The organism is Ruegeria sp. AG7 (genome assembly GCF_056541545.1).
This window is the reverse complement of record NZ_JBQFYP010000005.1, coordinates 65,209-90,336: the sequence shown is the minus strand read 5'-3', so window position 1 is coordinate 90,336 and position 25,128 is coordinate 65,209. Positions and strand designations below refer to the sequence as shown.

The 25,128-nt window shown below is 57.6% G+C and carries 28 protein-coding genes; 14 read left to right on the top strand and 14 right to left on the bottom strand.

Annotation, left to right across the window (positions count from 1 at the left end; all coding sequences use genetic code 11):
- Position 1 precedes the first annotated feature (1 nt).
- The gene (locus tag ACR0BF_RS08475; protein WP_480624678.1) at positions 2-421 is read left to right on the top strand and encodes an NUDIX hydrolase; all 420 of its coding nucleotides are present in this window, start codon (positions 2-4) and stop codon (positions 419-421) included.
- Here ACR0BF_RS08475 and ACR0BF_RS08470 read toward each other — a convergent pair.
- From ACR0BF_RS08470 to ACR0BF_RS08440, 7 genes are all read right to left on the bottom strand, one after another.
- Entirely contained in the window at positions 418-3,819 is a 3,402-nt protein-coding gene (locus tag ACR0BF_RS08470) for an efflux RND transporter permease subunit (protein WP_480624677.1), read from the bottom strand. The genes ACR0BF_RS08475 and ACR0BF_RS08470 overlap by 4 nt on opposite strands.
- A gap of 5 nt (positions 3,820-3,824) precedes the next feature.
- Positions 3,825-5,273 (bottom strand): efflux RND transporter periplasmic adaptor subunit, encoded by a 1,449-nt coding sequence (locus ACR0BF_RS08465; RefSeq protein WP_480624676.1) that lies wholly within the window; start codon positions 5,271-5,273, stop codon positions 3,825-3,827.
- A gap of 106 nt (positions 5,274-5,379) precedes the next feature.
- A complete protein-coding gene (gene moaB / locus ACR0BF_RS08460; RefSeq protein WP_480624675.1) occupies positions 5,380-5,922 on the bottom strand; it encodes a molybdenum cofactor biosynthesis protein B in 543 nt (180 codons plus the stop codon).
- A gap of 6 nt (positions 5,923-5,928) precedes the next feature.
- The gene (locus ACR0BF_RS08455; RefSeq protein WP_480624674.1) at positions 5,929-6,549 is read right to left on the bottom strand and encodes a LysE family translocator; all 621 of its coding nucleotides are present in this window, start codon (positions 6,547-6,549) and stop codon (positions 5,929-5,931) included.
- Positions 6,546-7,145, bottom strand: a complete 600-nt coding sequence (locus ACR0BF_RS08450; protein WP_480622959.1) for a metallophosphoesterase family protein — start codon at positions 7,143-7,145, stop codon at positions 6,546-6,548. The genes ACR0BF_RS08455 and ACR0BF_RS08450 overlap by 4 nt, the downstream gene beginning before the upstream one ends.
- Positions 7,142-7,909 carry a uracil-DNA glycosylase gene (locus tag ACR0BF_RS08445; RefSeq protein WP_480624673.1) on the bottom strand — a complete coding sequence of 256 codons (768 nt, stop codon included), beginning with the start codon at positions 7,907-7,909 and terminating at the stop codon, positions 7,142-7,144. The genes ACR0BF_RS08450 and ACR0BF_RS08445 overlap by 4 nt, the downstream gene beginning before the upstream one ends.
- Complete coding sequence (locus ACR0BF_RS08440) at positions 7,843-8,157, bottom strand: hypothetical protein (protein ID WP_480558744.1); 315 nt, start codon at positions 8,155-8,157, stop codon at positions 7,843-7,845. The genes ACR0BF_RS08445 and ACR0BF_RS08440 overlap by 67 nt, the downstream gene beginning before the upstream one ends.
- 509 nt (positions 8,158-8,666) lie before the next feature.
- Here ACR0BF_RS08440 and ACR0BF_RS08435 point away from each other — a divergent pair.
- The 7 genes from ACR0BF_RS08435 to ACR0BF_RS08405 all read left to right on the top strand — a co-directional run bounded on the left by ACR0BF_RS08435 (position 8,667) and on the right by ACR0BF_RS08405 (position 13,305).
- The gene (locus ACR0BF_RS08435) at positions 8,667-9,602 is read left to right on the top strand and encodes an aspartate carbamoyltransferase catalytic subunit (RefSeq protein WP_267366053.1); all 936 of its coding nucleotides are present in this window, start codon (positions 8,667-8,669) and stop codon (positions 9,600-9,602) included.
- On the top strand, positions 9,599-10,117 hold the full coding sequence (locus ACR0BF_RS08430; RefSeq protein WP_480624672.1) for a hypothetical protein: 519 nt from the start codon (positions 9,599-9,601) through the stop codon (positions 10,115-10,117). Before ACR0BF_RS08435 ends, ACR0BF_RS08430 begins: the two co-directional genes overlap by 4 nt.
- The gene (locus ACR0BF_RS08425; protein WP_480474974.1) at positions 10,102-10,488 is read left to right on the top strand and encodes a hypothetical protein; all 387 of its coding nucleotides are present in this window, start codon (positions 10,102-10,104) and stop codon (positions 10,486-10,488) included. The genes ACR0BF_RS08430 and ACR0BF_RS08425 overlap by 16 nt, the downstream gene beginning before the upstream one ends.
- Positions 10,485-11,765, top strand: a complete 1,281-nt coding sequence (gene pyrC, locus ACR0BF_RS08420; protein ID WP_480554247.1) for a dihydroorotase — start codon at positions 10,485-10,487, stop codon at positions 11,763-11,765. The genes ACR0BF_RS08425 and pyrC overlap by 4 nt, the downstream gene beginning before the upstream one ends.
- Complete coding sequence (gene plsY, locus ACR0BF_RS08415) at positions 11,765-12,370, top strand: glycerol-3-phosphate 1-O-acyltransferase PlsY (protein ID WP_480624671.1); 606 nt, start codon at positions 11,765-11,767, stop codon at positions 12,368-12,370. The genes pyrC and plsY overlap by 1 nt, the downstream gene beginning before the upstream one ends.
- Positions 12,367-12,636 (top strand): hypothetical protein, encoded by a 270-nt coding sequence (locus tag ACR0BF_RS08410; protein WP_480624670.1) that lies wholly within the window; start codon positions 12,367-12,369, stop codon positions 12,634-12,636. Before plsY ends, ACR0BF_RS08410 begins: the two co-directional genes overlap by 4 nt.
- Positions 12,637-12,828: 192 nt before the next feature.
- Positions 12,829-13,305: a YHS domain-containing (seleno)protein gene (locus ACR0BF_RS08405; protein ID WP_480486578.1), complete on the top strand. Its 477-nt coding sequence runs from the start codon at positions 12,829-12,831 to the stop codon at positions 13,303-13,305.
- 141 nt (positions 13,306-13,446) lie between these two features.
- On the opposite strand, the gene ACR0BF_RS08400 is transcribed toward ACR0BF_RS08405, so the two are convergent.
- Positions 13,447-14,430 (bottom strand): quinone oxidoreductase family protein, encoded by a 984-nt coding sequence (locus ACR0BF_RS08400; protein ID WP_480624669.1) that lies wholly within the window; start codon positions 14,428-14,430, stop codon positions 13,447-13,449.
- Positions 14,431-14,623: 193 nt separating this feature from the next.
- Between ACR0BF_RS08400 and ACR0BF_RS08395 the strand changes: the two genes are divergently transcribed.
- Positions 14,624-15,481, top strand: coding sequence for a DUF2189 domain-containing protein (locus ACR0BF_RS08395; RefSeq protein WP_480604666.1), 858 nt, complete (start codon positions 14,624-14,626; stop codon positions 15,479-15,481).
- Positions 15,482-15,511: 30 nt separating this feature from the next.
- Here ACR0BF_RS08395 and ACR0BF_RS08390 read toward each other — a convergent pair whose 3' ends face one another.
- Both ACR0BF_RS08390 and ACR0BF_RS08385 read right to left on the bottom strand, forming a co-directional pair.
- Positions 15,512-16,498, bottom strand: a complete 987-nt coding sequence (locus ACR0BF_RS08390; RefSeq protein WP_480474960.1) for an NAD(P)H-quinone oxidoreductase — start codon at positions 16,496-16,498, stop codon at positions 15,512-15,514.
- A 61-nt stretch (positions 16,499-16,559) separates the two neighbouring features.
- Positions 16,560-17,252, bottom strand: a complete 693-nt coding sequence (locus ACR0BF_RS08385; protein WP_480624668.1) for a COQ9 family protein — start codon at positions 17,250-17,252, stop codon at positions 16,560-16,562.
- A 111-nt stretch (positions 17,253-17,363) separates the two neighbouring features.
- Between ACR0BF_RS08385 and rpsU the strand changes: the two genes are divergently transcribed.
- Both rpsU and ACR0BF_RS08375 read left to right on the top strand, forming a co-directional pair.
- Positions 17,364-17,570 (top strand): 30S ribosomal protein S21, encoded by a 207-nt coding sequence (rpsU, locus tag ACR0BF_RS08380; RefSeq protein ID WP_005614280.1) that lies wholly within the window; start codon positions 17,364-17,366, stop codon positions 17,568-17,570.
- Between the two features lie 297 nt (positions 17,571-17,867).
- Positions 17,868-18,950, top strand: coding sequence for a CAP domain-containing protein (locus ACR0BF_RS08375; protein WP_480624667.1), 1,083 nt, complete (start codon positions 17,868-17,870; stop codon positions 18,948-18,950).
- A gap of 48 nt (positions 18,951-18,998) precedes the next feature.
- On the opposite strand, the gene ppk2 is transcribed toward ACR0BF_RS08375, so the two are convergent.
- A complete protein-coding gene (gene ppk2, locus ACR0BF_RS08370) occupies positions 18,999-19,937 on the bottom strand; it encodes a polyphosphate kinase 2 (protein ID WP_267365547.1) in 939 nt (312 codons plus the stop codon).
- Between the two features lie 252 nt (positions 19,938-20,189).
- Here ppk2 and ACR0BF_RS08365 point away from each other — a divergent pair, with 252 nt between their 5' ends.
- Entirely contained in the window at positions 20,190-21,029 is an 840-nt protein-coding gene (locus ACR0BF_RS08365) for a CPBP family intramembrane glutamic endopeptidase (protein ID WP_480622967.1), read from the top strand.
- 3 nt (positions 21,030-21,032) lie between these two features.
- On the opposite strand, the gene ACR0BF_RS08360 is transcribed toward ACR0BF_RS08365, so the two are convergent.
- The gene (locus ACR0BF_RS08360) at positions 21,033-21,491 is read right to left on the bottom strand and encodes an Lrp/AsnC family transcriptional regulator (protein ID WP_209506641.1); all 459 of its coding nucleotides are present in this window, start codon (positions 21,489-21,491) and stop codon (positions 21,033-21,035) included.
- A 135-nt stretch (positions 21,492-21,626) separates the two neighbouring features.
- Between ACR0BF_RS08360 and ald the strand changes: the two genes are divergently transcribed.
- A complete protein-coding gene (gene ald / locus ACR0BF_RS08355) occupies positions 21,627-22,745 on the top strand; it encodes an alanine dehydrogenase (RefSeq protein ID WP_480554253.1) in 1,119 nt (372 codons plus the stop codon).
- Positions 22,746-22,906: 161 nt separating this feature from the next.
- Here the strand turns inward: ald and ACR0BF_RS08350 are convergent, their stop codons facing one another.
- Together ACR0BF_RS08350 and mscL are read right to left on the bottom strand one after the other, a co-directional pair.
- A complete protein-coding gene (locus ACR0BF_RS08350; protein WP_480624757.1) occupies positions 22,907-23,695 on the bottom strand; it encodes a mechanosensitive ion channel family protein in 789 nt (262 codons plus the stop codon).
- A 130-nt stretch (positions 23,696-23,825) separates the two neighbouring features.
- Positions 23,826-24,254: a large conductance mechanosensitive channel protein MscL gene (mscL, locus tag ACR0BF_RS08345; protein ID WP_480474950.1), complete on the bottom strand. Its 429-nt coding sequence runs from the start codon at positions 24,252-24,254 to the stop codon at positions 23,826-23,828.
- A gap of 143 nt (positions 24,255-24,397) precedes the next feature.
- Here mscL and ACR0BF_RS08340 point away from each other — a divergent pair, with 143 nt between their 5' ends.
- Positions 24,398-25,096, top strand: a complete 699-nt coding sequence (locus ACR0BF_RS08340; protein WP_480624666.1) for a glutathione S-transferase N-terminal domain-containing protein — start codon at positions 24,398-24,400, stop codon at positions 25,094-25,096.
- The last annotated feature ends 32 nt before the right edge of the window (positions 25,097-25,128 follow it).

Here is a 25,128-nt window from a genome sequence, read left to right as displayed (position 1 = left end):
CATGACCCAATCGCCAAAAATCGGTGCCCTGGCCGTTGTTCTGCATCAGGATCAGGTTCTTCTGGTTCAGCGCAGCAAGCAGCCCGACGCCGGGCTGTGGGGCTTTCCCGGTGGCCATGTCGAATGGGGTGAAACCGTATTGGAAGCGGCGCAACGCGAATTGCTGGAAGAAACCTCGGTGATCGCGCAACCGACACATTATCTGAACAATCTGGACCTTCTGCGCCGAACCCCAGATGGGCTGGTCGTGTCCCATTACCTGCTGGTCGGGGTCGCATGTCAGTATCGCTCGGGCACGCCGAGGGCCGGTGACGACGCACTTGATGCCCGGTGGTTTCCCATCGATCAGATACGCCAGGGTAACCTGCCCATGAGCGCGCGGGTCATTGAGCTTTTGGAATATGCCTTGCGTGCGGTTTAAGTACCTGCCGATTTCGTGAGGCGACCATAGAGTATACCTGAGGCAGCAATGCTTAGAATCACAATCGGTACAGCGCCGGCAACAAACGCGCCCAGCCCCATTTTCAATGCGGCAATGCCATCATCACCGGGATAAAGGCTTTGTAGCATGGCAAGCGGTGCACCGTTGACAGCGGGCCAGATCATCGTCAAGGCAAACCAGATCCCAAGTATCACGCCGGTTCCGGCCAACGCGCCACGAACAACCTTGTCAGGGGCCCGTGCAGCACGGCGCATGGCTGTCATCGGACGTGCCACGTCATTAAGAATTCCCAGCAAGGCAGGTACAAGAACCAACACCAGCAACATTCCGAAACCAAGCCCGTAGACCAGTGTGATTACAGTCGGTTTCAAGAATTGCGCCTGTTGAGAGCCTTCATATAGTAAGGGCGCAAGGCCAAGAACCGTCGTCAGCGTGGTCAGCATCACGGGGCGCAACCTGTCTGCCGTGCCATCCAGAATAGACGGAATCAACCCGCGATCCTGCTGGTATGCGTCGATCGTAGTCACCAAAACGATCGAATCGTTGATGATGATCCCTGTCATGCCCAACAACCCGACAACCGTGAACATGCTCAGCGGAACCTCCCAGATGTAATGGCCCCAAATTGCCCCGACCAGGCCAAAGGGAATAATCGCCATAACCACAAGGGGTCGTGTCCAGCTGGCAAAAACCCAGGCCAGTACAAGATAAATACCGGTCAGGCACAGGATCAGACCGTTGCGGGCCTCGGACAGGAATTCGTTTTCCTGTTCGCTCAGACCCGACATGCGCCACTCAACCTGCCTTTCGGCCGCGATATTGGGAAGGATCTCGTCCTGCATCACGCGTTCAATTTCGGCGGCCCGTGCCGGATCGTCTTCCGAAATATCGCCTGTTACCGAAACCACCCTCAGGCCGTTTTCACGCCGAACCGTCGAAAACCCGGACTTGCGCTCGACCGAAACGATATCAGCCAACGGTACGTAGACCCCATCAGGAGAACGCATCAGAGTTCGTTCCAGAAAATCTGCTGTCAGTTCACCTTCGGGCAGTTCGACACGGATCTCGGCACTGCGCGGCCCGTCAGGGAAGGTTGCGGCCTCAATCCCGTTCAAACGGTTGCGCAAAGCCCGCCCCAGCGTTTCGATCCGAAAGCCCAGCGCCTGACCCTGCGCCGTCAGGTCAAGAAGAAACTCTTCCTTGTCATATGCCAAAGTGTCCTCAAGTGCCGAAACTTCAGGAAACTTCGACAGCGCAGTTTGCAGATCTTCAGATGCGGCTTTCAGGACATTTACGTCTGAGCCATAAAATTGCACATCGATTGCATCGCCGCCGGGGCCGGACCGCCAACCGCGGAAGCTGATCACTTCGACCTTGGGGTGACGCGGTACGAAATCCTGTAGCTCGCCCACAAACTCAAAACTCGAATATGGGCGCAGATCGGCGTCGATCAATTCAATCGAAATACCTCCCAGCACACTGCCGTCCTTGCCGTCAGCCGCAGCAAGCGCACGCCCGGCATTGCCACCAACTTCAGCCAGGACATAGTCAATTGGATTTCGGCCATGACGCTCTTCGTAGATCCGGCCCAGTTCGTTGGTTGCATCCTGTAGAATGCGCATCATCTCAAGTGTATCTGACCGGGTCGACCCTTCGCGCATAATAAACCCGCCGCTAACCGAACTGCGTTCAGGCGCGTTGAAGAACCGCCAGTTCACGTCGCCACGAATGAACAATGCGACCTGACTGGCCAGGATGGCGATCATCAGCGCGGCCACCACATAACGCGCCCAGATCACCCAGGCGATCAGCGGACGGAACAAGTGATCCCGAACCCAACGAAAGCCACGATTGACGACACGGTTCGGCAGATCGTACCAGTGTTCTTTGGCCGAATGCGCAATTGCATGCGCCATGTGATTGGGCAGGATCAGGAAGCATTCCACCAGCGATGCAACCAGTACTGCGATCACCGTGAAAGGGATATCGCGGATCAGCTCTCCGAAACGTCCTCCAACCAACGTCAGGCCGAAAAACGCAATCACCGTCGTTACCGTGGCGGCCAGAACCGGCATTGCCATTCGACGGGCGGCACGCTCAGCGGCTTCCACAGGTGTCTCACCCAATCGACGGGCGCGATAATCGGCGTGCTCTCCCACGACAATCGCATCATCTACGACGATCCCTAAGGTGATGATCAAACCGAACAGGGAAACCATATTCACCGACAAACCGCCCAGATACATCAGTGCAATCGCCGCCGACATCGCCACCGGAATGCCCGCAGCAACCCAAAACGCAATGCGCGCATTCAGAAACAGGAACAACAGGATGACAACCAGCCCCAACCCCATCAGCCCGTTATCCACGAGGATATTTAGCCGGTCGGTAATTGCTTGCGCCCGGGTGCGGATCAGATCAATTCTCACACCTTCAGGCAGGCTGGCCTGCATCTGGCGGGCAACGTCCTCGACCGTGTGCTGAATACCTATCGCATCGCCCAGGTTCGACCGGTCCACTCTGATGGACATGGCGGGATTGTCGCCCACATAATAGCTGCGGTGCCGGGTGACGTCTTCGATCCGAATTGTTGCTATGTCACCAACCTTCAGCTTCGATCCATCTTCGTTAACCCGCAGCGCGATGCCTTCGATCTGTTCGGGCGTACGTTTCTCAGTCCCTGCCCGGATACGAGCCCCGGCACCTTCCACATCGCCCGCAGGATCCGTGGTGACTTCGGCCCCAATCGCCGCCGCGATTTCCGCCATTGAGATATCATTGGCAATCAATTGCGCTGTGGTGACTTCGACAACGATGCGCGGTGCGGCAATACCCCGGATCGTTGTGCGGGTCACACCCGATGCGAACAAACGATTGACAAGCTCATCCGTCAGTTTCGCCAGCTGAGCAGTATCGGTCGGCCCCGTGATCACCACATCCGTCACCCGATCACGCCACGCACCACGTTGAATCCTGGGCTCCTCAGCGTCTTCCGGCAGATCTGTGACAGCGTCTACGGCGGTCCTAACATCCTCGACAGCGCGGGACACATCCCAGTTGGGTTCGAATTCCAGCCTGATCCGGGTCCATTCATGATGCGAGGAAGCCTCGGTGCTGATCACCCCTTCGACGGCCAGCAGCGCCGGTTCCAGCAACTGCACGATCCCGGCGTCCATGTCCTCGGGCCCAGCACCATCCCAGGTTACGGATACATCGACGCGTTCCAGAATAACGTCCGGAAAGAACTGTGCCCGCATGTTCGGGATTGCCGCCGCGCCAAGAACCAGCATGACAAGCAACAGCAGGTTGGCAACTGTCCGATGCCGCGTGAAGTAACTGAGAATGCCGCCCGCCGCGCCAGGTATCTCGCGCATCATGGCGTTTATCCCCCAGCCCTGGTTTCAATACTGCGCACCAAAGATGTCGGCACTCGAGCTTCGCGCAGCCGGGTTAGAACCTTCGTCTTTTCCTTCGGTGGCATCGCACTGTTCGCCTCGACCTGAGCCACAAGTTCGGCGCGTTTCTCGTCCGTCAGCTCGACCATTCCGGGGTCTGCACCCGCCTCAAGCCGTAGGGGCCGCACACGCACGCCCGACCCAAGCAGGGGGGTTCGTCCGACGACGACCTCACGCCCTTCCAACCCGTCGCCCCGCAGCAGAACTTCGTCCCCCTGGCGGCGGATGAGCTGAACCGGCAGACTTACCAATCGGTCATCAGGGCCAAGAACCAGAACTGTTCCGGATGCATCAAGGACCGAAGACGGCAGTCGGTAAACTCCGGCAAGGGGCTGTTCCTGAACTGAAACCGTAACGAAATCTCCAGGTTTAAACCCCGATGCCTCTTGCAGGCGGGCATAGATCAACCGCCCGGTCTGGCCTTCACCGGCAGACCCGCTATCGCGGCTAATCTGGCCAACCGCGGTCAGATCGGTCCCTGTGACTTCAAGAGATATGGTGACCGGAGCATTGATCAGACGATCGCCGCCATCCAGAAGCCGCACATATTGAGCAGTTGACACCCGAAACGCCACCTCTAAGTCGTTGGGATCAACCAGTTCAGCAACCTTTTCATTTGCCGAAACCAGCCGCCCTTCCACAAGCGTCACATCCGTTAAAGTGCCGCCAAAGCCTGCCCGGATTGTCATGTCGCCCAGATCGCGCTCCGCAGCTTCCAGTGCTATCATGGCTCGGGCAAACAGGGTTGATGCCTGATCCACACGGGATTCAGCCTGTGCCAGCGCAATACGCCGCGCCAGAACGGCCTGTTGCGATGATGCTGCGGCCAGTTCGGCCTCTTCCACGCTGGCGGCGGCCCCCACGCCCCGTGATTCCAGATCCCGTTGGCGTTGCAACGCCCTTTCTCGCAGTTCCGCCTGAGCCTCGGCCGATTTCAGCTCGTCCTGCGCCAGCAGCAACGAGCGTTCTGCATCTCGCTCTTCAAATTGGGCGTCCAAGAGATCGGACTTTGCCCGATCCAGCGCGGATTGCGCATCTGCCGGATCCAGTTCGACCAGCACTTCGCCAGCCTCAACAATTCCACCATCTTCAAAGTCTTCTGCCAGCCCGACAACGCGACCTCCAAGCGCCGCACGCAGCTCCAGCCTGCGGCGGCTTTGAACCTCTCCGAAAGCTTCAAGATATGGGGTGACGGTTTCCGCCTCGGCAGGCCGAACCGCAACAGCAAAGATCCTTTCTCGCGAGGGCGGTGTCGCGTTATCGTGCGTCAAAGCCTCCTGAACGGCCCCCACGATCATCTGCACGGCAACGAACAACAAAGCCAGCGCCAGAAACGCCAGAAAAATACCGACAAGACTATGCCGCAGAAATCGCATCGATCAGTTACCCCGGTTGCACCACGCTGCCGTCCACAACATGTAGCTGGATCAGGAAATATGCCAAGCCACAAGGCGGTTATACGGAACGGAACGTATGACCAGTCTACTTCCGTCGCAGATGTTCGTCCAATCTGGGCATTATTTCCACAAAATTGCACGGGCGATGGCGATAATCGAACTGTTTTTCTAATATACCGTCCCACGCATCCTTGCAGGCTCCCGGGCTGCCGGGCAAGGCGAACAGGTATGTCCCCCCGGCAACGCCCCCCGTCGCCCGCGACTGCACCGCCGAAGTTCCAATCTTCTCCATCGAGATGATCGTGAAGACGGTGCCAAAGGCTTCTATCTCTTTCTCATAGACATCGCGATGCGCCTCGACGGTGACATCGCGCCCGGTCAGGCCCGTTCCGCCGGTCGAAATCACAACGTCGATCTGTTCGTCCGCCACCCACGCGCGCAACTGATCTGCGATCTCTCTGCGCTCGTCCCGAATTATCCTCCGATCAGCGACGACATGGCCTGCCTTTTGGATCCGGTCCACCAATGTCTGACCCGAGCGGTCCTCTTCCATCGATCTGGTATCCGAGATTGTCAGAACGGCGATCTTAACCGGGATGAACTCCATTGTTTCGTCAATGCGCGACATGTGGTGTCAGGCCCTTTCCAGGATGGCAAGCCGGACCGCAAGGGCCGCAAAAATGCCCCCTGTAATCCAACCCAAAATACGTGAGGCGCGCGGATTCGAGACCAGATGACGCCCCGCGCTTCCGGCGAAAACACCAACCAGCCCGTTCACCACGAACCCACCGGTGCCGATGATTGCGCCAAAGATCAAAAACTGCACAAGGACCGATCCCCGCGACGGGTCAACAAATTGAGGGATGAAGGCAAGAACGAACAGGATAACCTTGGGGTTCGTCAGATTGACAAGCATTCCGTCCCAAAAAGACAACCGGGCCGGTTTGACGGGTGCCTCGGCTGATACTGCGCCATTTCGAATGGCACACCAGGCCAGATACAACAGGTATGCAACACCAACCCAGCGAATGACATCGAACAGCGATGGCACGGCCGTAACCGCCGCGCCAAGGCCCAGCCCAGCCAGAAGGACCTGTATCATTCCACCCGCGGAAATCCCGGCACTTGCGGCAATTGCAGCACGCGGACCTGATCGCAAACCCTGACCGAAACAGAACATCATATCCGCCCCCGGTGTCAGGTTCAGCGCCAGCGCAGCGGGAATGAAGGCAAGCAGCGTTACCGTCTCGATCATACGGCGACCTCGAACCAGTTTACCTTGGGACCGAGATTGGCGATCCGGGTGCGGCCAATCGAGCCGCGATAACCCCAGCTGTCGTGAATATGGCCGCAAAACGTGAAACGGGGCTGTATCCTTTCGATCGCGTTCCGGACAGCGACCGAACCAACAGCCATACCTTGCGAGGTCACATCCCCATGACCCTTGGGCGGTGAGTGCGAGATCAGGATATCCGCTCTGTCACAGCGCGCCAGCAGTTCGGCGGCCTCACCCTCGGTCAGATCACAGGACCAATCACCAAACGGTGTGGGTGGAACACCGTAGCCGAGTCCGAACAGGCGCAATCCATCCACTGTCATTCCCGTTCCATGCAGAACATGCACACCCTCGGGCACAGCTTTGCCCAGATCCTCTGCGCTTTCGGCATTCCCGGGTATCAGGACCAGGGGCGCTGAAACGCCCGAAAGCATCTGCATCGCTTCGTCCAGACCCAGACGCATGTTACAATAATCCCCGGCGCCAATAACCAGGTCGGCATCAGCGCTGGCCGCCACCAGATCAGCGGCGCGATTGCGCGCCATGTGAAGATCGGAAAACGCCAAGACCTTCATGACTCACCTCGCAGCCGGGCTTTCAACTCCAGCAGATCAGCCCAGGCCTGACGCTTCATTTGCGGCTGGCGCAGCAAATAAGCTGGATGAAACATCGGGATCACAGGCAGGTCCAGCGCCTGATCCCACTGGCCGCGCAATCGGGTAATCCCGCGCTTGCCCAGAACGGCCTGACAGCTGATATTGCCCATCACCACCAGAACCTCGGGCCGGGCCAGCGCCACGTGACGTTCCAGGAACGGCTTCATCATCCCGATTTCTTCGGGCTTTGGGTCACGGTTCTGTGGGGGCCGCCATGGCAGCACATTTGTGATATAGACGTTCTGACTGCGATCCAGATCAATCGCGGCCAACATGCGATCCAGCAACTGGCCCGCGCGCCCGACAAAGGGTTTGCCCTCGCGGTCTTCGTCGCGGCCCGGAGCCTCACCGATGATCATCACCCGCGCACCGGGCGTTCCATCAGCAAAAACCATCTGCCGCGCCCCGCGCTTCAGCTCGCAGTGATCAAAAGCTTCCATCGCATCGCGCAGCTGATCCAGTGACCCCGCCCCCTTGGCCGCTGCTTGCGCAACCGTTACCGGGTCGGTCTGTCCGGGCTTTGACGGGGTGGTTGCCGCAACCTCTGCCTTTTTGGGCTTTGGTGACGTATCCGGCACCGAATATCGATCAACCGGAGCGTCCCCGATTGCCTCGGTCACGCCCAGTTCGACCTGCCATTCCAGCAGGGCCCGTGCAGAGTAATAGTCCAAGCCCGATTCCATATGGGTAATTTACCTGCCTGAGGGCTGATGGAAAGCGAATTGGGCTTGATCGGTCGCTCTGTCGCGTCGACCATCAGGGCACGATGCTCAGAACCTTGCGAATCCTCCTGATCGGGCTTGGACTGGTGCTTACCGGCAATCCGGTATTGGCGACGTTCCACAACGAACAGGGCCAGTGCCGTGCGGGCCAGTTCAAATGCGGCACCACCTGCTGTTCCGGCGGTCAAAGATGCAGCTTTGATGGGCACTGCATACCGCTGGGCGGCACCTATTGCGGTGGCGGGCGCAGTTGCGGTCCGTTTGAACGCTGCGTTGCCGGAGGAGCGAGCTGTGCACCCACAGGCGCGAACAAATGCACATCGCGTCTGGATTGCCCCGGTGACAGTTTTTGCAATGGGCGCGGCGAATGTGAACGGATCACACCAGATCCGGGTACAGCCCCCCCCACAATATGCGAGGATGGCCGCACTTGCGCGCGCGGCGCGTCCTGCTTGCCGGGTGGGGGTTGTTCCCGCCCGGGATGGTTCCTGTGCGAAGAAACAGGCTCGCAGTGCCGTCCGGGATTCAAATGCTCGACCCATCAGGGTTGCGTGCCGATCAAAGCCATCGACTGTGGATACGGCAAATGGTGCAAACCGGGTGAACAATGCCTGCCAGAAGGCGGCTGCGAAAAACTGCCAGAGGGTTCTGATCCCTAGGTTGCTTTGCCCCGCGTGGCTTTCTATAAGCGGCCCGATTGACAGACAGGAGCCCGCCCATGCGTTTCGCCCATCGTCACCTTCTTGGCATCGAGCATCTGTCGCAATCCGATATCACCGAAATTCTCGACCTGGCCGAAACCTATGTCGACATGAACCGCCAGTCGACCAAACATTCGGACGTGCTGTCGGGGCTGACCCAGATCAACATGTTCTTTGAAAACTCAACCCGAACGCAGGCAAGCTTCGAACTGGCTGGCAAGCGTCTGGGCGCGGACGTGATGAACATGGCGATGCAGGCCAGTTCGATCAAAAAGGGCGAGACGTTGATCGACACTGCGCTGACTCTGAACGCGATGCATCCCGACCTTTTGGTGGTGCGTCACCCGCATTCAGGCGCGGTCGATCTGCTGGCGCAAAAGGTCAACTGTGCTGTTCTGAACGCAGGCGACGGGCGGCATGAACATCCGACACAAGCGCTACTGGACGCGCTGACGATCCGCCGCGCAAAAGGTCGCCTGCACCGTCTGAACATCGCCATTTGCGGCGATGTCGCGCACTCCCGTGTTGCACGCTCGAACCTGATCCTGCTGGGCAAGATGGAAAACCGCATTCGTCTGATCGGCCCGCCCACACTCGTGCCGTCGCAATTCGCCGAGTTCGGGGCCGAGGTATATGACGACATGAACGAAGGCCTCAAAGACGTCGATGTGGTCATGATGCTGCGCCTTCAGAAAGAACGAATGGATGGGGGCTTCATCCCGTCAGAACGCGAGTACTACCACCGTTACGGCCTGAATGCGGAAAAACTGGCGCTGGCCAAACCCGATGCCATCGTCATGCACCCCGGCCCGATGAACCGCGGGGTTGAGATCGACGGAACGCTGGCTGATGACATCAATCGATCCGTTATACAGGAGCAGGTGGAGATGGGGGTCGCTGTCCGCATGGCCGCCATGGACCTTCTGGCCCGCAACCTGCGCGAGGTTGCATGAACAATCTGAAGGTCGCCCCCCATGAACGCGGCGTCCTGCGCATGTTCACGCTGGACATGCGCCCAGAAGAGGCAAAGTTCCTGCGCGAACCGGGTGCCGCCGATCAGGTGCTTGGCGTCGACGGGCTGGACCCCGAGCAGATCGACGTCTTTCCGGTGTCCGACCTCGAGGAACTTGGGCTTTACGGCTATCTGTACGAAGGGTGTGGCGTGTCCGAGGATCAGTTGGACCGTGCCGCGCTGGCGCAGATCGGCGGATGGGTCATGGTCCTGCGCAGCGCAGCGTTCAAAGACCAGACCATGACACTTGAACCCGATCCCCGGCTGCACCTGACGGGCCTTTTCACGGAAGAGGCAACCAATTGGACCGGCGGAACGATCGAAACCGAATGCGCCAGACCTTTCTCGGCCCCGCAAACCGCGCCGGTTGACAACAAACCGCTCCGCATTGGCTCGGCTGTTATGGCATTGGTAGTACTTTTGATCACCGGAGGGATTCTATGGCTGATCCTGTAGTCTTTGCCCCGGACAAGGGCGCGTATATCCGCACCAATGCGTGGCTTGCGGCCGCTGCCATGGCCGGTGCAATGGCTGTGTTGTGGTTGACCGGCAACCCTTATGTCTGGACCGGAGCACCTGCTGGCCTCGCCGCTATCGGCATCCGCGCGTGGTATCTGGCATCGGAAGAACTGGCCGCAAACTGGAAGATGACCGACACTTTGTTGACCGGTCCCGGCGAGCGAAAAGTTGCGCTGAATCAGATCGAGGCGGTCAAAACCATGGGCAGTTTCGTGCAAGTCGTTACCAAGGGCGGAGACAAACACCTGATCAAGTATCAGGCCGATCCCGCCGCCACGAAGGCCGCCATCGAAAGGGCTGTTCCATGAATACCGTTCTTTTCACCAACGCACGCCTGATCGACCCCGAAGCGGGAGCAGAGTCAACTGGCTGGTTGCAGGTGAACGATGGCCGGATTACCGCCCGAGGCGAAGGAATTGCTCCGAGTACGGAGGGGCATATCGTAGATTGCAACGGCAAGTGCCTCGCCCCTGGCATCATCGATATTGGCGTCAAGGTCTGTGAACCCGGTGAACGTCATAAGGAAAGCTATCGGTCAGCAGGACTTGCTGCCGCGGCTGGCGGTGTCACGACGATTGTCACCCGACCAGATACTCTGCCAGCAGTCGACACACCGGAAACGCTGGAATTCGCGACACGTCGGGCGCAGGCCGATGCGCCGGTCAATGTTCTGCCGATGGCTGCCCTGACCAAAGGGCGCGAAGGGCGCGAGATGACCGAAATCGGGTTTTTGTTGGACGCGGGCGCGATCGCCTTCACCGATTGCGATCACGTCATCACCAATACAAAGGTGTTTTACCGCGCCCTGACCTATGCGAAGTCCTGTGGCGCGCTTGTGATAGCCCATCCGCAAGAGCCGGGGCTGAGCGCCGGGGCCGCGGCGACCAGCGGCAAGTTCGCAGCATTACGCGGCCTGCCTGCGGTTTCGCCAATGGCGGAACGAATGGGGCTGGACCGCGACATTGCCCTGTTGGAGATGACCGGCGCCGCCTATCACGCCGACCAGATCACCACGGCCCGGGCGCTGCCTGCACTGGAGCGCGCCAAGCACAATGGGCTGGACATAACCGCAGGGACGTCGATCCACCACTTGACGTTGAACGAGCTTGACGTGGCCGACTATCGCACCTTCTTCAAGGTCAAGCCGCCGCTGCGATCAGAAAACGACAGGCAAGCGGTTATCGAAGCCGTTCGCACCGGGCTGATCGATATCATCAGCTCGATGCACACCCCTCAGGACGAAGAAAGCAAGCGCCTGCCGTTTGAAGAAGCGGCCTCGGGTGCGGTCGCACTGGAAACGCTTCTGCCCGCGGCCTTGCGCCTGTATCACGCGGGCCAGCTGGATCTGCCGACGCTGTTTCGGGCCATGGCCCTTAACCCGGCCAAGCGGCTTGGGTTGGACAGCGGTCGCCTGTCGAAAGGCGCGCCAGCCGATCTGGTTCTGTTCGATCCGGATGTGCCTTTTGTGCTTGATCGGTTTGCACTAAAATCAAAATCTCAGAACACTCCATTTGACGGCCAGCGGATGCAAGGTAAGGTCATTTCGACCTATGTAGCAGGTAATGAAGTGTTCCGGAGACCCTGATGCCCCCAATCGACAACTCGACTAGCGAACTGCTCCAATGGGCGGTGGTTGGATACCTGATGGGCTCCATTCCCTTCGGCTTGTTGCTTGCCAAGATCATGGGGCTGGGAAATCTGCGCGAGATCGGGTCCGGCAATATCGGGGCGACAAATGTCCTGCGCACCGGCAACAAGGCCGCTGCGGCGCTGACCTTGCTGTTTGACGCAGGTAAAGGCGCGGCGGCCGTTCTGATTGCACGTGCCTATTCGGGTGAAGATGCGGCCCAAGTGGCTGCACTATTGGCGTTTTTGGGCCATTGCTTTCCGGTTTGGCTGAGCTTCAAGGGCGGCAAGGGCGTGGCGACCTTTCTGGGGCTTTGGCTGGCACTGGACTGGCGCGTCGGTGTTGCCTGCTGCCTCACTTGGCTGGTCGCGGCGGCAATCTGGCGAATATCTTCAGTTGGTGCACTGGCAGCTGCTGCGCTTTCCACAACCTGGGTGTTGTTGCTGACAAACGGGACTACATTTATCCTTGGGATAATTCTGACACTTCTTGTCTACTGGCGGCACAGCTCGAACGTTGCCCGGATCAAGGCCGGAACGGAACCCAGAATCGGAAAACCGTGACTGCGTCAGACGCGTTTCTGTCTGCCCTTTTTGCACTGCCGTTGGGCAGTTTCACCGGAACCTCCGGCGGTCGACGCTATGTTGTTGTGCGTCAACAAATGGCGCGTGGTAAATCCCACAAGCTGGTTGCGCACGAGCTAGGCGGAACCGACTATATCAGCCTGAACCTGTATCAGACCCAGGGCAGCGGCGCGTTGCTTCGACCCTGTGAAATGCCCGCAAACAAAGTCATCGCATTTGTCCTGAACCTAAGGCCGGATACCTGAGGCGGCTCGGCAAAAAAGAACAGTGGCTCTATCACCTGCGCACAATCACAATTCATTGTTTTGAACGTGATCAGCCCGCTTCCCAAATCGCTATCGTGACGGTCAATTACGGGCCACACAGGACAACAATCTGGGCCTTACGGCGGCAATTATTGCGGTGCTGAACGGGCTCATTTCACGAAAGGTGAAGCAATGAACAAGTTTAAATCTCTGATCAGTGGCGTGGCACTGTCTGTCACGTTGGCAACCTCCGCACTGGCGGCTGGCGTCGAAATCAACGCAAGCTCGACTGGTCTGGCCATGCAGGGCTATGATCCGGTGGCGTACTTCACCGCTGGCGAAGCGACCAAGGGCGATTACCGCATTACTGCATTGCACGATGATGCACTGTACCGGTTTTCGTCGGAAGAAAACAAAGTAGCCTTTGAAGCCAATCCTGATGCATATCTGCCCGCATATGGCGGCTATTGTGCCTTCGGCGCGGCCATGGGCTTTAAATTCGACGGCGACCCGAACCACTGGAAGATCGTTGACAACAAGCTGTATCTGAACCTGTCCAAAGACATTCAGGAGCGCTGGGAAGGCGACATCCCGGGTTTCATCGAAAGCGCGAGCGCAAACTGGGAAACGATTGCTGAAAAATCCCCGGCAGAGCTGCAATCGCAGTAAAACCTAATTATTTCAGGCACAGCGGCGGCGGGTTTTCCGCCGCCGTATGTTATTGAAGACCTCTTGCCCTTCCCATTCAGCGCATCAAGTGTCCCAATTCAATGGGCAATATCGTTTGGATACTGCGTTACAGGTCCAGAGTTACAGGTCCAGAATTGTGCTGCCAGTCGTTTGCCGCGCCTCAAGCGCACGATGCGCATCAGCAACCTGATCCAAGGCAAAACGCTGATCGACATGGACTTTGACCTCACCCCCCTCGACTTTGCCAAACAGGCGACGTGCCATTGCCTGACACACCGCATGATCCGCGATATGAGTAAACAACGTGGGCCGGGTGATCTTGAGCGAGCCTTTCTGGCCCAGAACCCCAAGGTTGAACCGTGGAACCGGGCCCGAGGCGTTGCCGAAGGAAATCATCATGCCCAGCGGTTTCAGGCAATCCAGTGATCCTTCGAACGTGTCCGCTCCGACCGAGTCCATCACCACGTCTACGCCCTGACCCTTTGTAATCTCAGCCACGCGTTCTGCGAAATTCTCGGACCTGTAATTGATGCAATGCGCGGCCCCGTTAAACCGCGCAAGGCTGCATTTCTCGTCACTCCCCGCCGTTCCGATCAAGGTGATGCCTTCGGATTTAGCCCATTGGCATGCGATCAGCCCGACCCCGCCAGCTGCCGCATGGAACAGGACCGTATCACCCCGTTTCAATGGTGTGGTCCGGTGAAATAGGTATTCAACCGTCAGACCTTTCAGCATCATCGCTGCACCGGCTTCGAATGTGATGCCATCCGGTAGCGGGCAAACCTGCGCAGCGGGCATCACGCGCGCCTCACAATAAGCACCGGGCGGGGCTGCGGCGTAAGCGGCCCGCTGCCCCGGCTGAAGGTGGGTCACCCCATCCCCAACCGCCTCAACGGTTCCCGCCGCTTCCATGCCTAAAGCATGGGGAAGATCAAGGGGATACAGGCCGGTGCGTTGATATACGTCGATGAAGTTCAACCCGCAGGCCTGATGCCGAATACGTATCTCACCCGGACCGGGGTCACCTACAGGCCTGTCTTCGATCCGCAAAACCTCAGGCCCACCAAATTCGTGAATCACAACCGTTTTCGCTGTTTTCTGCATCCTGACCTCCTCTTGCCTGCCATCAAGCTAACATGACTGTGACACAGGGCAATCCGTCCGATGCCGGAGTATTGATCCAGATTTCGAAAATTTATGTTATACTGAGGCATGGCGTTGCCGGTTGGGCCGGCCACGGGTAACTGAATGCCGGATCCGTTCCGCGGCGCAAGTCTCGCCAGGGAAGGGTGAAGAAATGGCTAAGACAATCGGAAACCCGATCAGCTGGGCGGCCCAGGCTCTGGGCGCCACAGGTGACCACGTTACAGAAAGCGTCTCGCAACTTGGCAGTGCAGATCCAACGCAAGTGCCAATGGTGCAGACCTTGACCCTGCAAGACCTACGCGCCTGCCTGAGGGCGGGGTATCAGGATTTTCTCGAAACCCGAGCGGATGTGGTGTTCATTGTCCTGGTATACCCGGTTGCCGGGCTTTTGATGTTCGGCTTTGCCCTGAATGCCAACCTGGTTCCGCTTCTGGCCCCTCTGGTCGCTGGCTTCGCGCTGATCGGGCCAGTTGCGGCCGTGGGCCTCTATGAGATCAGCCGCAAGCGTGAACAGGGCAGCGAGGTTCACTGGCTGGACGCATTTGGTGTGCTCCGCTCGCCGTCATTCGGAGCAATTCTGGTTTTGGGGTTTTACCTTGTGATGCTGCTGCTGCTTTGGCTGATGGTGGCACAAAGCATTCACACCTACACGATGGGCCTCGAGGTTCCAGCGTCGCTCAGCGCATTTGCCACGCAGGTGTTCACGACCTCCGCGGGCTGGACGATGGTCATTGTTGGAACAGCGGTTGGATTCGTTTTTGCGCTTTGCGCACTGGCGATCAGCGTCGTCAGTTTTCCCTTGCTGCTGGACCGTAAAGTAGGCCTGCCGGTTGCTGTTGTGACATCATTCAGGGTGCTGCGTCACAACCCCGGCGTCATTCTGACCTGGGGATTCATCGTAGCGGTGCTTTTGTTCCTGGGGGCTTTGCCACTGCTGTTGGGGCTTATCGTGGTGATGCCCGTTCTGGGTCATGCCACGTGGCATCTGTATCGCCGCGCCGTTGCGTGAACGCGCGGGAGACGCCCGCGCATTCTAAACTCAACCCGCGATCTTCAGAACAATCTTGCCGATATGACCCGAGCTTTCCATGCGCGCATGGGCGGCGGCGGCCTCGGTCAGATCAAACTCGCTGTCCATCACGGGCGCAACTTTTCCGGCATCCAACAGAGGCCAGACAGCTTCGCGCAGGTCCTGCGCGATTTGCGCCTTGGCCAGATCACTTTGTGGGCGCAATGTGCTGCCGGTCAGGGTCAGGCGCTTGACCATCATCAGGGCAAAGTTCAGCTCGATCACAGGCCCTTGCAGAAACGCGATTTGCACCAGCCGCCCATCTTCGGCCAGGGCCTTGACGTTGCGGGGGATGTAATCACCTCCGACCATATCGAGGATCAGGTTTGCCCCACCTTCGGCGCGCATGGCTGCTACGAAATCCTCGTCGCGATAGTTGATCGCTTTTTCGGCGCCCAGCTTGATGCAAGCCTCACATTTCTCATCCGACCCAGCCGTGGCGAAAACGCGCGCGCCAAAGGCATTGGCCAGTTGGATTGCCGTCGTACCAATACCGCTGGACCCACCGTGAACCAGAAAACGTTCACCTGCCCTCAACCCGCCACGCATGAACACGTTGGACCAGACTGTAAAGAAGGTCTCGGGCAGACACGCTGCCTCTTTCATTCCCATACCCGCGGGCACAGGCAAACAATGAGCCGCTGGGGTCGAAACGTATTCCGCATAGCCACCGCCGGGCAGCAGTGCGCAGACCTGATCACCGACAGACAGTCCTTCGACCCCCGCACCGACCGAGACCACTTCGCCCGAAGCTTCAAGCCCCGGCAGGTCACTGGCGCCCGGCGGCGGATCGTAAGCGCCCGCGCGTTGCAAAGCGTCGGGGCGGTTCACCCCGGCATAGGCCACTTTCAATACAACCTGTCCGGCCCCCGGCTTAGGGATAGGACGTTCGGTCAGCTGCAAAACATTGGGACCACCCGGTTGAGAGATCTCAACAGCACGCATCATCTGGGTCATAGGCACCTCCTTTGCCCAATGCCTAACAGGCATCAGAGGCAAGGCCCAGCACCAAGACGCGTTACTTTCGGGGGTTCAACATGCCAGGCAGATCATCCCGCATCTTGGCCGGCGCCCTCACCTGACCCGCCAGCCAGTTTGGAACTGCAAGAAAGGGTTTCAAGACCGGGTTGTCACGCACCTGAGCCTTGAGCTTTTCGAACTCCATGACATTTGCGATCCGGCGATCCAGAAACTCCCACGTGCGCTGATGGTCAGGGCTGTCATCACCCAGCCAGAACAGCAAGGTCGAGGAATAGACCCCCGACAAGGTTGCCCGTTTGGTATACCAGTTCACATCTTCCGACGTATCGCCCAGTGCGTCCCATATCAGGTCGCAGGTCTGCCATAAGGCCTTGGCCCCATCGGTCGCATACGCTGGCAGGGAAAACAGCGTCATGCCCCGGCGCACCAGCTCTTTGTCTTCAACAGCCTGCAACCGGAACCGGACCGCAGCGGCAATCTTGTCGCGAAGTTTTAGCCCGCTCATGTCCTCGGACCTGAGGCGGTCCAGCATCACCTGATCGCCGCGCGCATGAAAGGCCAGTGCCAGATCAACCGCCCCGCGCGGGCAAATTGCACGTGCCAAACCGTCATCCAGACCACAATCGGAAACCGAGGCGCGAAAGCTGGTTTCCGACCAGCCGTCGAAAGGAACATGGTTCAGCATCGCGTCCAAAAGCTGCCGTTTTGCATCTTCATATGTGGTGGTCATGACAGTTCTCCGGTTGTCAGGTCCAGTACTAGACAAGTTAGGGCGGCTTTGCTATACGGCCAACTCCTGCAATTTCCTTGCAACTCTATCTAGAAAGGTGGTGACAACCACATGCAGGTTAGTGTTCGCGACAATAACGTCGATCAGGCGCTTCGTGCCCTGAAGAAAAAGCTGCAGCGCGAAGGCGTGTTCCGTGAAATGAAGCTCAAGCAACATTTCGAGAAACCGTCCGAGAAGAAAGCGCGCGAGAAAGCTGAAGCGATTCGCCGTGCCCGTAAACTGGCGCGCAAGAAAGCCCAGCGCGAAGGTCTGCTCTGAGATCTTTGATTTCGTCCAGCTTTGGATGACACTATTTGACGACCCCCGAGGCATGGCCCGGGGGTTTGTCGTTTCAGGGCTCGGATACAATCCGCCGACTCGTGGTTCAGGTTGTGCGGCAAGCTGCCATTTCCGTACAGGCAGTGTTTTGCCCGGCGCTTTGCAGCGCAGCGAATCTCGTCTCGGTAGCATCGGGCCGCCAAAACTCGCCTGAATTGCGCCGCCCTCTATCACCCGCGACGTCCCCGCCTCTAAGTGAGCCCGTCCGCAAGGACACAAACACAAACGGAGGCAAATATGTCGACTGCAAGTACATACGAACGCGAGATGCTGGCGCTGATAAACCAGGAGCGCACGTCCCGCGGTCTCACCCCGCTGCAACTTGAAACGCAGCTGAACGACTCGTCCGAAGATCACAGCACCTGGATGCTGAATACAGACACCTTCAGCCACACCGGTTCAGGCGGTTCCAGCGCAACCCAGCGGATGCAAAACGCGGGGTTCGATCTTGAAGGAAGCTGGCGCACCGGGGAAAACATCGCATGGCAGTCCGAACGCGGCGCGCCGGGTATCAGCGACGATGTCGCCCAGTTGCATCAAAACCTGATGAACAGTCCGGGTCACCGCGCCAATATCCTAAACCCGGATTTCAAATATATCGGGATCGGGATCGAAACCGGTGACATGCAGGGCTTCGATGCGGTGATGGTTACGCAAAACTTTGCCGCAACCGACGCGGCTGTCATGCTGGACAACGGCAATACAAACGCGCCGCCCGTTCCCCCGACAACACCGGATGAAGTTGCAGAGCCCGAGGAACCGGAAACCGAAACCCCGGATACTGACGTCACCGAGACCGAAGAGCCTGGGACTGAGACCCCCGAAACCGAGGAGCCGACACCCGAGACACCAGACACCGACGTCACAGAGACGGAAGAACCGGAACCTGAAACCCCCGGTACCGAGGAACCAACACCCGAAACACCGGACACTGACGTAACCGAAACTGAAGAACCGGAACCTGAAGCGCCGGATACTGACGTAACCGAAACCGGGGAACCGCAACCTGAAACGCCCGATACCGAAGTCGTGGATGGCGGTGAGCCGGAAGCCTTCTGCTTTGACATTCAGGCCTTCCTGGATGAAATCGCCAGCTTCCTTGAAAACCTGCAAGCGCAGTTTGACGAGTTTGATTGGGCCGACGACATGAATGGCGGCACTGATGTGGCAGATGTCGACGACGTCGATATCATGCCGACCCTAGATACCACCCCGGAGACCGAGATTGAGCCTGTCGACACCGAAACAGCCGAAGACGATGGCTGCGATGTCTTCATGATCAATATCTTCACCCATGACTGCATGATGGATGCAGCCTGATCACTTGAAATTGTGCGAGGTCGGCCCTGCCGACCTCGCATGCGTTGCTCAGTAGATCTTTGGAACGTAAAGCTCGTCTGGCAAAACCCGCCGCTCGTATTCAGGATTGTACCGCCGGTCCGGCAAATTGACCTTTTCCTGTGGCACGTCTTCGTAGGGGATTCTGGTCAACAGATGCTCAATACAATTCAGACGTTCGCGTTTCTTGTCATTGCCCTCAACGATATACCAAGGTGCTTCGGGTATGTTGGTTCGGAACAACATGTCTTCCTTGGCCTTCGTATACGCCTCCCAGCGAATACGGGATTCAAGATCCATCGGTGACAGTTTCCACTGTTTCATCGGGTCGTGAATACGCATGAGGAACCGCAGTTGCTGCTCTTCATCCGTGATCGAAAACCAGTATTTCAGCAGAATGATCCCTGACCGGACCAGCATCCGTTCAAATTCGGGAACGTCCTGAAAGAACTGTTCAACCTGGTCCTCGGACGCAAAGCCCATCACACGTTCAACCCCTGCCCGGTTGTACCACGAGCGGTCGAACAACACGATTTCACCGGCCGCAGGCAGATGCGGCACGTAGCGTTGAAAGTACCATTGGCTCTGCTCGCGGCGACTGGGCGCTGGCAGGGCAACCACACGGGCGACACGGGGGTTCAGACGCTGCGTGATCCGTTTGATCACGCCCCCCTTGCCCGCACTGTCACGGCCTTCAAACAGGATACAAACCTTGGCACCAGTGTGCTGCACCCAATCCTGCACCTTGATCAACTCGGCCTGCAATCGCAGCAGGTTTCGGAAATAGACCTTGCGATCCAGCATTTCGGGGTGCTGGTCCCGATAGATTTTGCGGACTTCCATCGACAGCATAGGCTCGCTGAACTCGATCTCGAAATCTTCGTCCAGCGTGTCTTCCAACTCGGCCTCAAGCCAGTTCTTGGTGCCCCCATCGTTTTCGTAAGCCAAGATCAGCTCCTTCTCAGTCATCGGGTTCGAACCATATCGGGCCTGTGTAACCGCCTGATGTCACCAGGTAAATTGAAGCCGATCCGTTGCAGCAGTCTCAATCGGAAATAAGCGTCTGGACGGGTATATGGTCTTTTACCCGAATGTGTACGTCTGGCCCAAAGGATACAAGCACAAGAATTGACACAAGGCATCAGTCGCGCGCTTTCTAGTTGCTTGCATTGCCTTGTTTTTGTGCGGCATGACTGGGTCCACAATTCAGACGAGAACGCCGTGACGTTATTCTTTTCGACATTGCCTGTCATCTGGCCCTGGCTGATCCTGATCACAGCGCAAGTCGCGGCGATGGTGCGTCGAACTGGCCTTGCGTTTGCCCTGCTGGTTCTGTTCGTCAGTGTTGCTTGGGTTGCCGGGCTGATGTCACCGACAGCAATCGTGGCGGTGGCGCTTGGTCTGATCGTGGCCTTCTTCCTCCCACGCCAGACAGGTCTGCTCGCTATCGCAGGGCATACGCTGTTGATCCTGTGGTGCCTGGCATTGGGGGCACATCTGTTCCCAGGGTTCAACAATTTGAAACTGCTGGATCAGGTGCAGGCAAGTGTTTTCAGCACAAGTTTCACACTGCACCTGAATCTGGACAAACCCATGGTCTTCTTTGCTGTTCTTCTGGCCAGGCCCGGAATGCTGAACAGCGCAATCCAGACCAGAATAAGACCTTTGCTAGCGGGTTTGCTGATTTTGCCTGGCCTGTTTCTGCTGGGTCTATCGCTGGGCGCGGTGCGCTTGGACCTCTCAACCCCTTATTGGTGGATGGTATTTTGCCTGTCCAACCTGTTTCTGACTTGTCTTACGGAAGAGGCGTTCTTTCGCGGCTACTTGCAGTCGGCCATTACCTCGCGCCTTGGAGTAACAGGCGGTCTGGTCTCCGCCAGCCTGCTGTTTGGATTGGCGCATATTGGCGGAGGACCCGCGCTTGTAGTATTCGCAGCCCTTCTCGGGCTGGGGTGCGGGTTGGGATATTATGCTACCGGTCGGCTCTGGGTGCCTGTTGCGATGCATTTCGGGTTTAACCTGACCCACCTGCTGCTGTTCACCTATCCCGGCTCATTATGACGGTCAGACCGGCAAGGCCGTGGTCTTGAACACGGTACGCAACGCAAATGAGCTTTGCATCTGCGCCACCCCCGGCAAGCGCGACAGGTATTGCCGGTGGATACGCGCGAAATCTTCTGTATTTTCCGCCACAACTTTCAGAATGTAATCTGCGGTACCTGCCATCAGGTGACACTCCAGCACATCCGGTATTCGGGCCACCGCCTTTTCGAACACATCCAGAACCTCTTCGGCCTGACCTTGTAACGTGATTTCGACAAAAACGGTGGTTGGCACGTTCATTTTCCGCGCATCCAGCAGAGCCACGTAGTTGCGGATATAGCCGTCAACCTCCAACCGTTGAACGCGGCGGTGGCACGCAGACGGAGACAGGTTGACCTGTTCAGACAACTCGGAATTCGACATCCGGCCATTCTTCTGAAGTGCGGCCAGAATCTTTCGATCGGTCGTGTCCAGGCTCATTCCTGCAATTCCTTTGCGAGTTTTTTGAATAGTACGGGAAATTCTTCCAAAGAAAAGTCCATTAGCACGTTTTCTTTCACAGAAATTGCGCCACGAAATGCACATAATTTAAGCAGCTTATGAACGGAGAGCCCAATGAAAATCGGTTGCCCCAAGGAAATCAAACCTCAGGAATTCCGCGTCGGGATGACGCCCAATGCCGCTCAGGAAGCGGTTGCACGCGGACACCAAGTCCTGATCGAATCCGGTGCAGGCATCGGCGCAGGTTTCGACAATGACGCCTATGTTGCAGCAGGCGCGCAAATCGTTGACACCGCAGAAGAGGTGTTTGCCACCGCTGACATGATCGTCAAGGTCAAGGAACCTCAGGCGGTTGAACGCAAGATGCTGCGTGAAGGGCAGTTGCTGTTCACCTATCTGCACCTGGCTCCGGACCCGGATCAGACGCACGACCTGCTGGAGTCGGGCTGTACCGCAATCGCCTATGAGACCGTAACGGATGCTAACGGCGGTCTGCCGCTGCTGGCACCCATGTCCGAGGTCGCCGGTCGGCTGGCACCTCAGGTTGGATCCTGGACCTTGCAGAAGGCCAATGGTGGCCGTGGGGTTCTGATGGGCGGCGTTCCCGGCGTTGGCCCGGCCAAAGTAGTTGTGATTGGCGGCGGCGTCGTCGGGACACATGCGGCCAAGATTGCCGCCGGAATGGGGGCTGATGTCACCGTTCTGGATCGGTCGCTGCCGCGTCTACGCTATCTGGACGATGTCTTTGGCGGAACCTTCAAGAACCAGTATTCGACAGCGGGCGCCACCGCTGAACTGATCCAGGACGCTGATATGGTCATCGGTGCTGTTCTGATCCCCGGCGCAGCCGCACCGAAACTGGTGTCGCGTGCTCAACTGTCGACGATGAAACCCGGCGCAGTACTGGTGGATGTCGCCATCGACCAAGGCGGGTGCTTTGAAACGTCAAAAGCCACCACCCATGCCGACCCGATCTACAATGTCGATGGTATCATGCACTACTGTGTGGCCAACATGCCGGGCGCTGTTGCGCGCACCTCGACCATCGCACTGGGCAATGCCACGATGCCGTTCATGCTGTCGCTGGCCGACAAGGGATGGAAACAGGCATGTCAGGACGATCCGCACTTGCTGGAAGGTCTGAACGTTCATGCTGGCAAACTGACCTACTATGCCGTTGGCAAGGCCCTTGGCATCGACGTCGTTTCGCCAAATGTGGTGGTCAAATCGTAAGTGCCTCCTATCCTGAAGTTGCCTGGTGATGGTAATTCTCAGGGTGGCGCGTTCGGTACCGAACCGACGGCTTTCACAAAAAAGGGCACCGCGTTTCTACGCGGTGCCCTTTTCAATACGCGGACGGTATGAAAGACTGTCAGATCATTGAGCGCCAGCCGTCACCCCTGTTTTTGAATTTCGACCGAATGTGGATACGGAATCGAAACACCTTTGGCGTCAAACGCCTCTTTCACCACTTTCGTAAGCTCGAACTTGACGTCCCAGTAATCGGCTGCCGCACACCATAGCCGCGCAGTCAGATCGACCGAGCTGTCACCCAGATTCGTGACCCGCACCCAGGGTTCAGGGTCGCTGTGAATTCGCTGGTCGGCCTTGGCCACATCCAGAATGATCTGCATGGCGGTATCTGCGCTGTCCCCGTAATCAATTCCAAACACCAGATCGACACGTCGTGTGTCATGGGCAGAATAATTGGTGATGATCGACCCCCATGCCTGACCGTTTGGAACAATGATCTGAACGTTGTCGGGGGTCACAAGCTCGGTCGTGAACAGGCTCAGGTCCATAACGGTTCCTGCCGTGCCACCGATATCCACATACTGTCCAAGCTTGTAGGGCCGGAAAACCACCAACATCACACCGGCCGCAAGATCACTCAGCGTACCCTGAAGTGCCAACCCGACAGCCAGCGAGGCAGCACCCAGAATAGCGACGATACTGGTGGCTTCTATCCCGAAGATCCCCAGAACGGCGACCAGAACTATGGCCAGAATTGCCCACTTGATCACACTGGCGGCAAAATTCCCAAGTGTCGGGTCGATCTGTGGTGTTTTGTTGATCCGGCGGCGTACTACACCCGCAATCGTTCGGGCGGCGATCCAACCCAAAACAAGAACGATCAGAGCTTTCGCTGCATTCAAGGCAATGGGCAAGTATTGATTGGCCATACCAATCGCCTGCTCAGCCAAGTCGGCGGTTTGTTCCATCTCGAATTTCCTCGTGTTTTCTGTTCGGCAATTCTAATAATACAGGCTCCGCGATTGGTGCGGAGCCCGATGTCGCGACGAAACGACAGGTCTACTTCTTCAAAGCGTCCCGGATTTCCATCAGGATGTCCAATTCGCTAGGACCTGTGGGGGCTTCTTCAGCCGCTTCTTCCTCTGCTTCGGCAGCGTCTTTGACCTTGTTCACCATCTTTACCAGCATGAAGACAACCCAGGCGATGATCAGGAAATTGATGATCGCCATTATGAAAGCACCATAGGCAAAGACGGATGCGCCTGCTTCACGTGCCGCTTCAAGGCTGGCACCTTCGGCCACATCGCCTGCCAGAACGGCGTAGTTGTTCGTAAAGTCGATACCCCCTGTGAACAATCCAATAAGCGGATTGATCAGGTCGCCCACCAACGAGGTAACAATTGCGGTAAATGCGGCACCGATAATGATCCCGACCGCCATGTCCATGACATTGCCCTTGGCAATGAACGTCTTGAATTCTTCCAGCATAGCATCCCTCTTGCTTTTTTAAGACCACGCCTCTGTTCACGCATGAGCGCATAGGAATTGTGCGTTAAACGCATGAAGAAGGGTATGTTTTTTAGGGGAAAGCCACCCTACTTTTCCCCAAACGGCATTACTCAGGAGGTTTCATGTCTCAACTTACGCCTTTTTTCGTAACCGACAGATGGCCTGCGAAGGATCCCAGCATCCTTCAACTTTACTCCTATCCAACGCCAAACGGCGTAAAAGCCTCGATCATGCTTGAGGAAACCGGCCTGCCCTATGAGGCGCATCTGGTGACACTGGCAGATGCGGATGTCAAAAGCTCCGAGTTCCTGTCGCTGAACCCGAACAACAAGATCCCGGCGATAATCGACCCCGACGGTCCGGATGGCGTGCCGCTGGCCCTGTTCGAAAGCGGTGCCATCCTTCTGTATCTGGCCGAGAAAACAGGTAAGTTCCTTGGCCAAAACGCGGCAGACAAGCACCGGATCACACAATGGCTGATGTTTCAAATGGGCGGCATCGGGCCAATGTTTGGCCAGCTAGGCTTTTTCTACAAATTCGCAGGCAGCGCGATAGAAGATCCGCGCCCGCGCGAGCGTTACATCAACGAAGCCAAGCGCCTGCTGAACGTGGTGAATACGCAACTGGAAGGACAGGATTGGATCGCGGGCGAGTATTCCATCGCGGATATCGCTCTTGCTCCGTGGCTGAATGCACTGGATTTCTATGGCGCTAAGGATGTTGTTGACTGGGACGGTTATTCCAATGTCGTCGCTTATGTCGATCGTTTCTTCCAACGCCCAGCGGTTCAGCGCGGCAAAGCCATACCCGCACGAGACTGATAACAGTTAAAAGAAATGGGGCGCCAAACCGG

What these genes read in the sequence shown, in the direction of transcription:
- ACR0BF_RS08350 (WP_480624757.1), bottom strand. Translation starts at nt 23,695, where the DNA reads ATGGCCAATCAATACTTGCCCATTGCCTTGAATGCAGCGAAAGCTCTG.
- ACR0BF_RS08465 (WP_480624676.1), bottom strand. Translation starts at nt 5,273, where the DNA reads ATGCGATTTCTGCGGCATAGTCTTGTCGGTATTTTTCTGGCGTTTCTG.
- ACR0BF_RS08445 (WP_480624673.1), bottom strand. Translation starts at nt 7,909, where the DNA reads ATGGAATCGGGCTTGGACTATTACTCTGCACGGGCCCTGCTGGAATGG.
- ACR0BF_RS08395 (WP_480604666.1), top strand. Translation starts at nt 14,624, where the DNA reads ATGGCTAAGACAATCGGAAACCCGATCAGCTGGGCGGCCCAGGCTCTG.
- ACR0BF_RS08405 (WP_480486578.1), top strand. Translation starts at nt 12,829, where the DNA reads ATGAACAAGTTTAAATCTCTGATCAGTGGCGTGGCACTGTCTGTCACG.
- ACR0BF_RS08425 (WP_480474974.1), top strand. Translation starts at nt 10,102, where the DNA reads ATGGCTGATCCTGTAGTCTTTGCCCCGGACAAGGGCGCGTATATCCGC.
- ACR0BF_RS08360 (WP_209506641.1), bottom strand. Translation starts at nt 21,491, where the DNA reads ATGAGCCTGGACACGACCGATCGAAAGATTCTGGCCGCACTTCAGAAG.
- moaB (WP_480624675.1), bottom strand. Translation starts at nt 5,922, where the DNA reads ATGTCGCGCATTGACGAAACAATGGAGTTCATCCCGGTTAAGATCGCC.
- ppk2 (WP_267365547.1), bottom strand. Translation starts at nt 19,937, where the DNA reads ATGACTGAGAAGGAGCTGATCTTGGCTTACGAAAACGATGGGGGCACC.
- ACR0BF_RS08340 (WP_480624666.1), top strand. Translation starts at nt 24,398, where the DNA reads ATGTCTCAACTTACGCCTTTTTTCGTAACCGACAGATGGCCTGCGAAG.
- ACR0BF_RS08475 (WP_480624678.1), top strand. Translation starts at nt 2, where the DNA reads ATGACCCAATCGCCAAAAATCGGTGCCCTGGCCGTTGTTCTGCATCAG.
- ACR0BF_RS08455 (WP_480624674.1), bottom strand. Translation starts at nt 6,549, where the DNA reads ATGATCGAGACGGTAACGCTGCTTGCCTTCATTCCCGCTGCGCTGGCG.
- mscL (WP_480474950.1), bottom strand. Translation starts at nt 24,254, where the DNA reads ATGCTGGAAGAATTCAAGACGTTCATTGCCAAGGGCAATGTCATGGAC.
- ACR0BF_RS08435 (WP_267366053.1), top strand. Translation starts at nt 8,667, where the DNA reads ATGCGTTTCGCCCATCGTCACCTTCTTGGCATCGAGCATCTGTCGCAA.
- rpsU (WP_005614280.1), top strand. Translation starts at nt 17,364, where the DNA reads ATGCAGGTTAGTGTTCGCGACAATAACGTCGATCAGGCGCTTCGTGCC.
- ACR0BF_RS08375 (WP_480624667.1), top strand. Translation starts at nt 17,868, where the DNA reads ATGTCGACTGCAAGTACATACGAACGCGAGATGCTGGCGCTGATAAAC.
- pyrC (WP_480554247.1), top strand. Translation starts at nt 10,485, where the DNA reads ATGAATACCGTTCTTTTCACCAACGCACGCCTGATCGACCCCGAAGCG.
- ACR0BF_RS08470 (WP_480624677.1), bottom strand. Translation starts at nt 3,819, where the DNA reads ATGATGCGCGAGATACCTGGCGCGGCGGGCGGCATTCTCAGTTACTTC.
- ACR0BF_RS08400 (WP_480624669.1), bottom strand. Translation starts at nt 14,430, where the DNA reads ATGCAGAAAACAGCGAAAACGGTTGTGATTCACGAATTTGGTGGGCCT.
- ACR0BF_RS08430 (WP_480624672.1), top strand. Translation starts at nt 9,599, where the DNA reads ATGAACAATCTGAAGGTCGCCCCCCATGAACGCGGCGTCCTGCGCATG.
- ACR0BF_RS08385 (WP_480624668.1), bottom strand. Translation starts at nt 17,252, where the DNA reads ATGACCACCACATATGAAGATGCAAAACGGCAGCTTTTGGACGCGATG.
- ald (WP_480554253.1), top strand. Translation starts at nt 21,627, where the DNA reads ATGAAAATCGGTTGCCCCAAGGAAATCAAACCTCAGGAATTCCGCGTC.
- ACR0BF_RS08390 (WP_480474960.1), bottom strand. Translation starts at nt 16,498, where the DNA reads ATGACCCAGATGATGCGTGCTGTTGAGATCTCTCAACCGGGTGGTCCC.
- ACR0BF_RS08450 (WP_480622959.1), bottom strand. Translation starts at nt 7,145, where the DNA reads ATGAAGGTCTTGGCGTTTTCCGATCTTCACATGGCGCGCAATCGCGCC.
- plsY (WP_480624671.1), top strand. Translation starts at nt 11,765, where the DNA reads ATGCCCCCAATCGACAACTCGACTAGCGAACTGCTCCAATGGGCGGTG.